Origin of the sequence: Pseudomonas sp. 32_A (genome assembly GCF_017490905.1) — a bacterium.
GTDB lineage: Bacteria > Pseudomonadota > Gammaproteobacteria > Pseudomonadales > Pseudomonadaceae > Aquipseudomonas > Aquipseudomonas inefficax.
The window spans coordinates 84674-97948 of record NZ_JAFGYI010000022.1 but is presented as its reverse complement, the minus strand read 5'-3'; the positions used below and the strand labels follow the sequence as shown (position 1 = coordinate 97948).

Sequence of the window (13275 nt, the reverse complement as noted above, 5' to 3'; positions counted from 1 at the left end):
CCGTTTCCCTGTGTACACCTCAGGCCGCCACATGCCGCTGCGCCCACGTTCGCGCAGCAGCCGGCCCGACCCAACCAGACACTGGCAGGAACACCCCATGACGGACGCCTTCGAACTCCCGCTCTCGCTGGTCCAGGCCCTGGCGCAGCGCGCCGCGCACACCCCGGACAAAGTCGCCTTGCGCTTTCTGGCCGACGCGCCCGGCGAGCAGGCGGTGCTCAGCTACCGGGACCTCGACCAGCGCGCCCGCACCATCGCTGCTGCCTTGCAAGCCCGGGCCGGCTTCGGCGACCGCGCGGTGCTGTTGTTCCCCAGCGGGCCAGATTATGTGGCGGCGTTCTTCGGCTGCCTGTATGCCGGCGTGATTGCGGTGCCGGCCTACCCGCCGGAGTCCGCGCGCCAGCACCACCAACAGCGCTTGCTTTCGATCATCGATGACGCCGAGCCGCGCCTGCTGCTGACTGTCGCGGCGCTGCACGACAGCCTGCAGGGCCTGGAGGCCCTGACGGCGGCCAACGCTCCCGAACTGCTGGCGGTGGATGGCCTGGACCCGGCGCTGGCCGCGCAATGGCGCGAGCCCGCGCTCAAGGGTGATGACATCGCCTTCCTGCAGTACACCTCCGGCTCCACCGCACTGCCCAAGGGCGTGCAGGTCAGCCATGGCAACCTGGTGGCCAACGAGCAACTGATCCGCCAAGGCTTTGGCATCGACCTCAACCCCGACGACGTGATCGTCAGCTGGCTGCCGCTGTACCACGACATGGGCCTGATTGGCGGCCTGCTGCAGCCGATCTTCAGCGGCGTGCCTTGTGTGCTGATGGCGCCGGGCTACTTCCTGGCACGGCCGCTGCGCTGGTTGCAGGCCATCAGCGAGTATGGCGGCACCATCAGCGGCGGCCCCGACTTCGCCTACCGGCTGTGCAGTGAGCGGGTCAGCGAGGCCTCCCTGGCCGGGCTCGACCTCAGCCGCTGGCGGGTGGCCTATTCCGGCTCCGAGCCAATCCGCCAGGACAGCCTGGCGGCCTTTGCCGACAAGTTCCAGGCCTGCGGCTTCGACCCGCAGAGCTTCTTCGCCAGCTACGGCCTGGCCGAAGCGACCCTGTTCGTCAGCGGCAGCCGCCGTGGCCAGGGCATCGCCGCGCTGGAGCTGGACGCGCAAGCCTTCGCCGCCAACCGTGCGGAACCTGGCAAGGGCAGTGTGCTGATGAGCTGTGGCTACCCGCAGCCCGGGCATGCCGTGCGCATTGTCGAACCACAACGCCTGCAGGTGCTGGGCGACAACCAGGTGGGCGAGATCTGGGCCGGCGGCCCGAGCATCGCCCTGGGTTACTGGCGCAACCCTGAAGCCAGTGCCCGCACCTTCGTCGAGATGGACGGCCAGACCTGGCTGCGTACCGGCGACCTGGGCTTCATGCGCGAAGGCGAAGTGTTCGTCACCGGGCGCCTGAAGGACATGCTGATCGTGCGTGGGCAGAACCTGTACCCGCAGGACCTGGAAAAAACCCTCGAGCGGGAAGTGGATGTGCTGCGCAAAGGCCGGGTGGCGGTGTTCGCCGTTGAGCAGCAAGGCGAGGAGGGCATTGGCGTGGCGGTGGAAATCAGCCGCAACGTGCAAAAGGCGATCAAGCCCCAGGAGCTGATCAAGACCCTGCGCCAGGTGGTCGCCGACGCCTGCCGCCAGGCCCCGGCCGTGGTCCTGCTGCTGAACCCGGGCGCGCTGCCCAAGACCTCCAGCGGCAAGCTGCAACGTTCAGCCTGCCGTCTGCGCATGGACGATGGCAGCCTGGACTGCTACGCCCGTTTCCCTGAGGGGAGCGAGCCCGTTGCCAGGACGGTAGCGGGTGATGACCTGCAGGCGCGCATCGCCAGTGTGTGGCGCGACATCCTCAAGGTCGAAGCGGTGGCGGCAGACGACCACTTCCTGCTGCTGGGCGGCAACTCCATCGCCGCCACCCATGCCACCGCACGCCTGGCCGATGAGCTGGGCGTCAACCTGGGCCTGCGTACCCTGTTCGAGGCGCCGGTACTGGCGGACTACGCCCAGGCAGTGGCCGCGATCATCGCCCAAGGCGGTGGTCGGGGCGGTGCCATCGCCACCCTGGAACGCACCCAGGCGCTGCCCCAGTCGCTGGCGCAGAACCGCCTGTGGCTGCTATGGCAGTTGGACCCGCAGTCGGCGGCCTACAACATTCCGGCCGGCCTGCAGTTGCGCGGTGAGCTGGACGAAGGCGCCCTGGAAGCGGCCTTCCAGGCGCTGGTGGCGCGCCACGAATCATTGCGTACCCTGTTTGCCGAAGAGAACGGCCAGGCCCTGCAGCGCATCCTGGCGCAGCAGCCGTTCGACCTTCGCCGCCTGGACCTCGAAGGCCAGGCCGCCGAGCAGGTCGCCGCCCAGCGCGAAACCGAAGCTCGCCAGCCGTTCGACCTGACCCGCGGGCCGTTGCTGCGGGCGACCCTGGCGCGCCTTGACGATGAACATCATCAGCTGTGGGTGACCCTGCACCATATCGTCGCCGACGGCTGGTCGCTGAACATACTGCTCGACGAATTCGTCAAACTGTACGCCGCCCATTGCCAGGGCCTCGACGCGAACCTGGCACCGCTGACCCTGGGCTATGCCGACTACGGCACCTGGCAGCGACAGTGGCTGGCCGCAGGCGAAGCCGAGCGTCAGCTGCAGTACTGGCAGGCGCGCCTGGGGGGTGAACTGCCGGTGCTCGACCTGTGCACCGACCACCCGCGTGCCAGCCAGCGCGACCACCGCGCCGCCCGCTTCAGCCTCAAGGTACCAGCCAGGCTCACCGAAGCGCTGAATGGCCTGGCCCGCGAGCAGCAGGCCAGCCTGTTCATGGTGCTGCTGGCCGGCTGGCAGGCGCTGCTGCACCGCTACAGCGGCCAGGTCGATATCCGTGTCGGCGTGCCCAACGCCAACCGGCCGCGCCTGGAAACCCAAGGCATGGTCGGCTTTTTCATCAATACCCAGGTGCTGCGTGCGCAACTCGATGGCCGCCTGCCGTTCGACCAGTTGCTGGCCCAGGTGCGCCAGGCCACCCTGGATGCCCAAGCCAACCAGGACTTGCCATTCGAGCAGCTGCTCGAAGCCTTGCCCGAGGCTCGCGAGCAAGGCCTGTTCCAGGTCATGTTCAACCACCAGCAACGCGACCTGTCTGCCCTGCGCCGCCTGCCGGGCCTGCTGGCCGAAGAGCTGCCGTGGCACAGTCGCGAAGCCAAGTTCGACTTGCAGCTGCACAGTGAAGAAGACCACCAGGGCCGCCTGAGCCTGGCCTTCGACTATGCCGCTGAATTGTTCGATGCCGGCTCCGTCAAGCGCCTGGCCCAGCACCTGCTGGCCCTGCTCGAGCAGGTGTGCACCGAGCCGCAGCTGGCGCTGGGCGAGGTGCAATTGCTCGATGAGGCTGGCCGCGCGCAACTGCTGAGCTGGGGCGAGGCACCGGCTGCGACGCCGCAGCGCCTGCTGGTCGAGCAGCTCAGTGACCAGGCACGCCTGACCCCGCAGCGCACCGCCCTGGTATGGGACGGTGGCAGCCTGGATTACGCTGAGTTGCATCAGCAAGCCAACCGTCTGGCCCACTACCTGCGTGACAAAGGCGTCGGCCCCGACACCTGCGTGGCCATCGCCGTCGAGCGTTCGCCGCAGCTGCTGGTCGGCCTGCTGGCCATTCTCAAGGCCGGTGGTGCCTATGTGCCGCTGGACGTCGATTACCCGGCCGAGCGCCTGGCCTACATGCTCGCCGATTGCAATGCGGGCCTGTTGCTGAGCCACAGCAGCCTGCTTGGCAAGCTGCCACAGGTTGACGGCGTCAGTGCCATCGCCCTCGACCAGTTGCACCTGGACAGCTGGCCAAGCCATGCCCCTGGCCTGCACCTGCATGGCGACAACCTGGCCTATGTGATCTACACCTCCGGTTCCACCGGCCAACCCAAGGGCGTGGGCAATACCCACGCGGCACTGGCCGAGCGCCTGCAATGGATGCAGGCCAGCTATGCGCTGGATGACAGCGACGTGCTGATGCAGAAGGCGCCGATCAGCTTCGACGTTTCGGTGTGGGAGTGCTTCTGGCCACTGGTGACCGGCTGCAAGCTGGTGCTCGCCGGCCCCGGTGAGCACCGCGACCCGCAGCGCATCGCGGCGTTGGTGCAGGCCCATGGCGTGACCACGCTGCACTTCGTGCCGCCGCTGTTGCAGGTGTTCGTCCAGGAGCCGCAGGCGGGTGCCTGCAGCAGCCTGCGCCGGCTGTTCTCTGGTGGCGAAGCGCTGCCCGCCGCGCTGCGTGACCGCGTGCTGCAAGTGCTGCCGCAGGTGCAGTTGCACAACCGCTATGGCCCGACCGAAACCGCCATCAACGTCACCCACTGGCACTGCCAGGCTACCGATGGCGAACGCTCGCCGATCGGCCGCCCGCTGGGCAATGTGCTGTGCCGCGTGCTGGACGACGAGCTGGAGCTGACCGCCCCAGGTGTGCCGGGCGAGCTGTACCTCGGCGGTGCAGGCCTGGCCCGTGGCTACCTGGGCCGCCCGGGCCTCACCGCCGAACGCTTCGTGCCCCGGGCAGATGGCAACGGCGAACGCCTGTACCGCAGTGGCGATCGCGCCCGCTGGCAGGTGCAGACCGAGGCGCTGGAATATCTTGGCCGCCTCGACCAGCAGGTCAAGGTACGTGGCTTCCGTGTCGAGCCCGAGGAAGTCCAGGCCTGCCTGCTGGCACAAGCGGGGGTCGAACAGGCGCTGGTACTGATTCACAAGGATGCCGTAGGCGCGCAACTGGTCGGCTACTACAGTGGCAGCGCCCAGCCTGATGCGTTGCTGGCGGCGCTGGCTGAACAACTGCCGGCCTACATGGTGCCGGCACAACTCATCCCGCTGGCGCAGATGCCACTGGGCCCCAGCGGCAAGGTCGACCGCAAGGCATTGCCGGCCCCGGTGTGGCAGCAGCGGGAGCACATCGAGCCGCAAACCGAGTTGCAACAGCAGGTCGCCGCCATCTGGCGCGAGGTGCTGAACCTGCCGCGCATCGGCCTGCAGGACGACTTCTTCGCCCTCGGTGGCCACTCGCTGCTGGCCACTCAAATTGTCTCGCGCACGCGTCAGGCCTGCGATGTCGAGCTGCCGCTCAAGGCCCTGTTCGAAGCCAGCGAGCTAGGCGCTTTCTGTGCCGAGATCGCGGGTATCCGCGCTGCCGGTGAACGCAACCTGCAAGGCGCAATCGCCCGCGTCGACCGCCGCCAGGCGGTGCCGCTGTCGTACTCGCAGCAGCGCATGTGGTTCCTCTGGCAAATGGAGCCGGACAGCCCGGCGTACAACGTCGGCGGCATGGCGCGCCTGCGCGGCACCCTGCATGTGGATGCCTTCGAGCGCGCGTTGCAGGCGCTGGTGGTGCGCCACGAAACCTTGCGCACTACCTTCCCCAGCATCGATGGCGTGCCGTACCAGTGCGTGGCCGAAGACAGCAGCCTGCACCTCGACTGGCAGGACTTCAGCGCCTTGCCCGCCGATGCCCGCCAACAACGCCTGCAACAACTGGCCGATGGCCAGGCGCACCAGCCGTTCGACCTGGAGCGCGGTCCGCTGCTGCGTGCCTGCCTGGTCAAAGCCCAAGAGCGCGAGCACTTCTTCGTGCTGACCCTGCACCATATCGTCACCGAAGGCTGGGCGATGGACATCTTCGCCCGCGAACTGGGCGAGCTGTACGAGGCCTTCGTCGATGACCGCGAATCGCCGCTGGCGCCGCTGCCGGTGCAGTACCTGGACTACAGCGTGTGGCAACGGCAATGGCTGGAAAGCGGCGAGGGCGCTCGCCAGCTGGCCTACTGGCAGGCCCGCCTGGGCGATGAACACCCGGTGCTGGCGCTGCCTGCCGACCGCCCGCGCCCGGCAGTGCAGAGCCACCGTGGCGAGCTGTACCGCTTCGAGCTCGACCCGGCGCTGGTCGCCCGTGTGCATGCCTTCAACAGCCAGCGCGGCCTGACCCTGTTCATGACCATGACTGCCACCCTGGCCGCCTTGCTGCACCGCTACAGCGGCCAGCGTGACCTGCGCATTGGCGCGCCGGTGGCCAACCGCATCCGCCCGGAAAGCGAAGGGCTGATAGGCGCGTTCCTCAACACCCAGGTGCTGCGTTGCGAGCTGGACGGCCAGATGACTGCCGTACAGTTGCTGGAGCAGGTACGCCAGGTTGCCATCGAAGGCCAGTCGCACCAGGACCTGCCGTTCGACCAGCTGGTGGAAGCCCTGCAGCCACCGCGCAGCAGCGCCTACAACCCGCTGTTCCAGGTGATGTGCAACGTGCAGCGCTGGGCCTTCCAGCAAAGCCGCCAGCTTGCCGGCATGCAGGTGGATTACCTGGTCAACGACGCCAGCGCCACCAAGTTCGACCTGTACCTGGAGGTGACCGACCTCGACGGCCGCCTGGGTTGCTGCCTGACCTACAGCCGCGACCTGTTCGACGAACCACGCATCGCACGCATGGCCGAGCACTGGCAGCAACTGCTGGCCGGCCTGCTCGACAACCCGCAACAGCGCCTGTGCGAGCTGCCGATGCTGAGCAGTGCCGAGCAGAAAATGCTGGCGGGTCAGTTGCAGGGCGAGCCGGATTTCGCTCTCGACCAGACCGTGCACGGCCTCTTCGCCGCCCAGGCTGCGCGCACGCCACACGCTGGCGCGTTGACCTTCGCCGGCCGGCACATGACCTATGCCGAACTCGACCAGCAGGCCAACCGCCTGGCCCGTGCCCTGCGCGAGCGTGGCGTCGGCCCGCAGGTGCGGGTGGGCCTGGCGCTGGAGCGCTCGCTGGAAATGGTCGTCGGCCTGCTGGCCATCCTCAAGGCCGGTGGCGCCTACGTGCCGCTCGACCCCGAGTACCCGCTCGACCGCCTGCGCTACATGATCGAAGACAGCCGCATCGGTCTGCTGCTCAGCCAGCGCGCGCTGCTGCAAACCCTGGGGCAGCTACCCGAAGGCGTGGCGCGCTGGAGCCTCGAGGACGACAGTGCCAGCCTTTCAGCCTACAGCGATGCGCCGCTGGACAACCTCAATCTGCCGCAGCACCAGGCCTACCTGATCTACACCTCCGGTTCCACCGGCAAGCCCAAGGGCGTGGTAGTCAGCCACGGCGAGTTCGCCATGCATTGCCAGGCGGTGATCGACGCCTTCGGCATGCGCAGCGACGACTGCGAGCTGCATTTCTATTCGATCAATTTCGATGCCGCCAGCGAGCGCCTGTGGGTGCCGCTATTGTGTGGTGCCCGGGTGGTACTGCGCGCCCAGGGGCAGTGGGGCGCCGAAGACATCTGCCAACTGGTGCGCGAGCAACAGGTGAGCATCCTCGGCTTCACGCCCAGCTACGGCAGCCAGTTGGCGCAGTATCTGGGCGGGCAGGGCGAACAGTTGCCAGTGCGCCTGGTCATTACCGGTGGTGAAGCGCTGACCGGTGAACACCTGCAGCGCATCCGCCAGGCCTTCGCGCCGCAGCAGTTCTTCAACGCCTACGGGCCGACCGAAACCGTGGTCATGCCGCTGGCCTGCCTGGCACCACAGACATTGCCGGCGGAGCTGGGCAGTGTACCGATCGGCCGCGTCATCGGTAGCCGCACGGCCTACATTCTCGATGAAGACCTTGCCCTGTTGCCGCAAGGCGGTATTGGCGAGCTGTATGTCGGCGGTGCCGGCCTGGCCCAGGGTTACCACGACCGCCCCGGCCTCAGTGCCGAGCGCTTCGTCGCCGACCCGTTCGGCAGCGAAGGCGGGCGCCTGTACCGCACCGGTGACCTGGTGCGCTTGGGCAGCGATGGCCTGGTCGAGTACGTCGGTCGCGCCGACCAGCAAGTGAAGATTCGCGGTTTCCGCATTGAACTGGGCGAAATCGAAAGCCGCCTGCAGGCCCATGCCGATGTCGACGAAGCTGTGGTGCTGGCCCTCGACCTGCCGGGCGGCAAGCAACTGGTGGGTTACCTGGTGTGCAGGCAGGCCGCTGCCGACAGCGAGGCCCAGGGCCTGCTGCGCGACGCGGTGAAAGCCGATGCCCGCCAGCACCTGCCGGACTACATGGTGCCGGCGCACCTGGTGCTGCTCGACAGCCTGCCACTGATGGGCAACGGCAAGCTCGACCGCCGTGCGCTGCCGCTGCCGGACCTGGAGCAGGCACGCCAGCAGTACCAGGCGCCTGGCAACGAGGTGGAAGCGCAGCTGGCGCAGATCTGGCGCGACGTGCTAAACGTTGCCCGGGTTGGCGTGCAGGACAACTTCTTCGAACTGGGCGGCGACTCGATCCTGTCGATCCAGGTGGTCAGCCGTGCCCGTCAGGCCGGCTTGCAGTTCACCCCGCGCGACCTGTTCCAGCATCAGACCATCCAGACCCTGGCGGCCGTCGTTCAGCGCAGCGAAGCCGCCAGCAGCATCGAGCAGGGCCAGCGCCAGGGCCAGGCTGGCCTTACGCCGATTCAGCACTGGTACTTCGACAGTGAAGTGCCACAGCCGCAGCACTGGAACCAGGCTGTTCTGCTGGAGGCGCGCAAGCCGCTGGATAAGGGAGTGCTGGAGCAAGCCTTGGCCGCCCTGGTGCAGCACCACGACAGCCTGCGCCTGCGCTTCAGCCAGGCCCAGGGCCGCTGGCAGGCCGAATATGCTTCGCCTGCCACCGGCCAATTGCTGTGGACAGCCACGGTCGCCGACTTCGCCGATTGCCAAGCGCTGTACACCGGCCTGCAACGCAGCCTCGACCTGCAGCAGGGCCCGCTGTTGCGTGCCTTGCTGGTAAATGACGGACAGGGCAGCCAGCGCCTTTTACTGGCGATCCATCACCTGGTGGTCGATGGCGTGTCGTGGCGCGTGCTTCTGGAAGACCTGCAGGCGCTGTACCGTGGCCAGCCACTGCCGGCCAAGACCCACGCCATGGGCGACTGGGCCGCACGCCTGGCCAGCTATGCTGGTAGCGATTCGCTGCGCGACGAACTGGGCTGGTGGCAAGGCCAGTTGGGCGGTGTGCGCCGCGAACTGCCATGCGATCACCCGCAGGGCGGCAACCTGCACCGCCACGCCCGTACCTTGGCCATCGGCCTGGATGTGGCGCAGACCCGGCAGTTGCTGCAGCAGGCCCCGGCGGCCTACCACACCCAGGTCAACGACCTGTTGTTGACCGCGCTGGCGCGTGCCCTGTGCCGCTGGAGCGGCGACGAAGAAGTGCTGGTACAGCTTGAAGGCCATGGCCGCGACGGGCTGTTCGAAGACATGGACCTGACCCGCAGCGTTGGCTGGTTTACCAACGCCTACCCGCTGAGCCTGCGTCCGTTGCCAGGCGACGACGATGCGGCGCGGGCAGGCTCGATCAAGCGCATCAAGGAGCAGCTGCGCCAGGTGCCGCACAAAGGGCTGGGTTACGGCGTGCTGCGCTACCTGGCCGATACGGCCGGGCGCGAGCAGATGGCGGCTTTGCCGCAGGCACGCATCACCTTCAACTACCTGGGCCAGTTCGACCAGCAGTTCGACAGCACGGCGCTGTTCCAGCCGCTGGACGCCCCGGCCGGTTTGGCCCACGACCTCGATGCACCGCTGCCCAACTGGCTGAGTGTCGATGGCCAGGTGTATGGCGGTGCCCTGCAATTGCGCTGGACCTTCAGTGCCGAGCGCTACGACGAGCGAACCATCGCCAGCCTGGCCGAAGCCTATCGCCAGGAGCTGCTGGCCCTGGTCGAGCATTGCCTGGCTGATGGCAACGGCAGTTTCACGCCCTCGGACTTCCCGCTGGCGCACCTGACCCAGGCGCAGATCGACGCGCTGCCGGTACCGGCCGCGCAGATCGAGGACGTCTACCCGCTGACGCCGATGCAGGAGGGCATGCTGCTGCATACCCTGCTGGAGCCGGGCACCGGCCTCTACTACATGCAGGACCGCTACCGCATCAACAGCGCGCTCGATCCCGAACGCTTCGCCCAGGCGTGGCAGGCGGTAGTGGCGCGCCACGAAGCGCTACGCGCATCGTTCAGCTGGAACACCGGCGAGGCGATGCTGCAGATCATCCACAAGCCGGGCAACACACCGGTGGACTACCAGGACTGGCGTGGCCTCGACGACAACGCCCAGGAGCAGCGCCTGCAGGCCCTGCACAAGCAGGAACGCGAGGCTGGTTTCGCCCTGCTCAGCGAGGCGCCATTCCACCTGCGCCTGGTGCGTGTGGCCGACGAGCGCTACTGGTTCATGATGAGCAACCACCACATCCTCATCGATGCCTGGTGCCGCTCGCTGTTGATGAACGATTTCTTCGAGATCTACCAGGCCCTGGGCGAAGGCCGGCAGGCCCGATTGCCGGTGCCGCCGCGCTATCGCGACTATATCGGTTGGCTGCAACGCCAGGGTCTGGACGACGCACGTGCCTGGTGGCAGGCCAATCTGGCCGGCTTCGAACGTGCCACCACCATCCCCAGCGACCGCCCGCTGCGCCATGACCATGCCGGTAGCGGCATGATCGTCGGCGACTGTTACACCCGCCTGGCGGTGAGCGACGGCGTGCGCCTGCGCGAGCTGGCCCAGGCCCACCAGCTCACCGTCAACACCTTCGCCCAGGCGGCCTGGGCCCTGGTACTGGCGCGCTACAGTGGCGACCGCGACGTGGCCTTTGGCGTGACCGTGGCCGGGCGCCCGGTGAGCATGCCGCAGATGCAGCGTACCGTCGGCCTGTTCATCAACAGCGTTGCCCTGCGCGTGCAATTGCCGGTGGCGGGTGAGCGCTGCAGTGTGCGCCAGTGGTTGCAAGGCCTTTTGGAGCGCAACATGGAGCTGCGCGAGTACGAATACCTGCCGCTGGTGGCAATCCAGGAATGTAGCGAACTGCCCAAGGGCCAGCCACTGTTCGACAGCCTGTTCGTGTTCGAGAACGCGCCGGTGGAAACCGCCGTGCTCGACCACGCCCAGCACCTGAATGCCAGTTCCGACTCGGGCCGCACCCACACCAACTTCCCGCTGACAGCAGTGTGCTACCCGGGCGATGACCTTGGCCTGCACCTGTCGTTCGACCAGCGCTACTTCGACTACCCGACCGTCGAGCGTCTGCTGGCCGAGTTCAAGCGCCTGCTGCTGGCGCTGATGCAAGGCTTTGAAGGGGAGATGAGCGCACTGCCGTTGCTGGGTGACGAAGAGCAGCGCTTCCTGTTGGAGGACTGCAACCGTACCGCACGTGCCTATCCGCTGGAGCAGAGCTACATTGCGCAGTTCGAGGCGCTGGTGGCCGCACATCCGCAACGTACCGTGGCCCGCTGCCTGGACGCGTCCTACGACTACGCCGGGTTGAACCTGGCGGCCAACCGCCTGGGCCATGCCTTGATCGCGGCGGGTGTGAACGTGGACCAGCCGGTGGCACTGCTGGCCGAGCGTGGGCTACCGCTGCTGGGCATGATCGTCGGCAGCTTCAAGGCCGGCGCCGGCTACCTGCCACTGGACCCGGGCCTGCCGGCGGCGCGCCTGCAAAGCATCATCCAGCTCAGTCGTACACCCGTGCTGGTGTGCAGCGGGGCCTGTGCCGAACAAGGGCGGCTGTTGCTGGATGAGCTGGAGCTGACGACGCGGCCGCAGTTGCTGGTCTGGGAAGATATCCAGGCCAGCCCGGTGGCCAGCCACAACCCCGGCATTCACAGCGGGCCGGACAACCTCGCCTATGTGATCTACACCTCAGGCTCCACCGGCCTGCCGAAGGGGGTGATGGTCGAACAGCGCGGCATGCTCAACAACCAGCTGAGCAAGGTGCCGTACCTGGCGCTTGGCGAGCAGGACGTCATCGCCCAGACGGCCTCGCAGAGCTTCGACATTTCGGTGTGGCAGTTCCTTGCCGCGCCACTGTTCGGCGCCAGGGTGGAGATCGTGCCGAACGCCATTGCCCATGACCCGCAGGCCCTGTTGGCGCATGTGCAGGCCACCGGCATCAGCGTGCTGGAAAGCGTGCCGTCGCTGATCCAGGGCATGCTGGCCAACGACCACCAGGCCCTCGATGGCCTGCGCTGGATGCTGCCGACCGGCGAAGCCATGCCACCGGAGCTGGCGGCGCAGTGGCTGCAGCGCTACCCGCAGATCGGCCTGGTCAACGCCTACGGCCCGGCGGAGTGCTCCGATGACGTGGCGTTCTTCCGCGTCGATGCCGCCTCGACCCGTGGCAGCTACCTGCCGATCGGCACGCCGACCGACAACAACCGCCTGTACCTGTTCGGCGAGGACCAGGCGCTGGTGCCACTGGGTGCGACAGGTGAGCTGTGCGTGGCCGGCACCGGCGTGGGCCGTGGCTATGTCGGCGACCCGGTGCGTACGGCACTGGCGTTCATTCCCCATCCTCATGGTGCCCCGGGTGAACGCCTGTACCGCACCGGCGACCTGGCGCGGCAGCGCCCGGACGGGGTGCTGGAGTATGTCGGGCGCATCGACCATCAGGTGAAGATCCGCGGCTACCGTATCGAACTGGGCGAGATCGAAGCCCGCTTGCACGAACAGCCGGAAGTCCGCGACGCTGCCGTTGGCGTGCAGGAGGGCGTCAATGGCAAGCACCTGGTGGGTTACCTGGTGGCGCATCAGGGCGTTGCAGCCGACGCTGCGTTGCTGGAACAGCTCAAGCAGCGCCTGCGTGCCGAGTTGCCGGAGTACATGGTCCCACTGCACTGGGGCTGGTTCGACAGCCTGCCGCACAACGCCAACGGCAAGCTCGACCGCAAGGCCCTGCCGGCCATCGACATCGGTGGCCAGCAAAGCCAGGTCTACCAGGCGCCGCGCAACGAGCTGGAAGAGGTACTGGCCGGAATCTGGGCCGATGTGCTCAAGGCCGAGCGGGTAGGGGTGCACGACAACTTCTTCGAGCTGGGCGGGCATTCGCTGCTGGCCACGCAGATCGCCTCGCGGGTGCAGAAGCAGTTGCAGTTGAACGTGCCGCTGCGGGCGATGTTCGAGTGCAGCACGGTGGAGGAGCTGGCGGCGTATGTGCAGGGGCTGCAGGGCAATGTGCTGGATGACGACAAGGTCGACCGGCTCAGTGACCTGATGGCTGAGCTGGAGGGCTTGTGACCTGAACAGGTGAGGCCTGCACCGCCCCTGGATTGGCGCACAAAAGTTGAAATTGCTGGGGCCGCTATGCGGCCCTTTCGGGACACAAGGCCGCTCCTACAGATACGGCGTTGTTCTCGAGGTTTGGCGCAGGACCTGTGGGAGCGGGCATGCCCGCGAACACCGGCGCAGCCGGTGCCATACACCGCGTTGAGTCTTCGCGGGCTTGCCCGCTCCCACAGGGC

General features: G+C 67.4%; 1 protein-coding gene. It reads left to right on the top strand.

What is annotated here, in order from left to right:
* Positions 1-97: 97 nt before the first annotated feature.
* Entirely contained in the window at positions 98-13051 is a 12954-nt protein-coding gene (locus J5M58_RS15355) for a non-ribosomal peptide synthetase (RefSeq protein ID WP_207878636.1), read from the top strand.
* Positions 13052-13275: the final 224 nt, after the last annotated feature.

Coding starts and splice junctions, on each gene's coding strand:
- J5M58_RS15355 (WP_207878636.1), top strand. CDS start 98: ATGACGGACGCCTTCGAACTCCCGCTCTCGCTGGTCCAGGCCCTGGCG.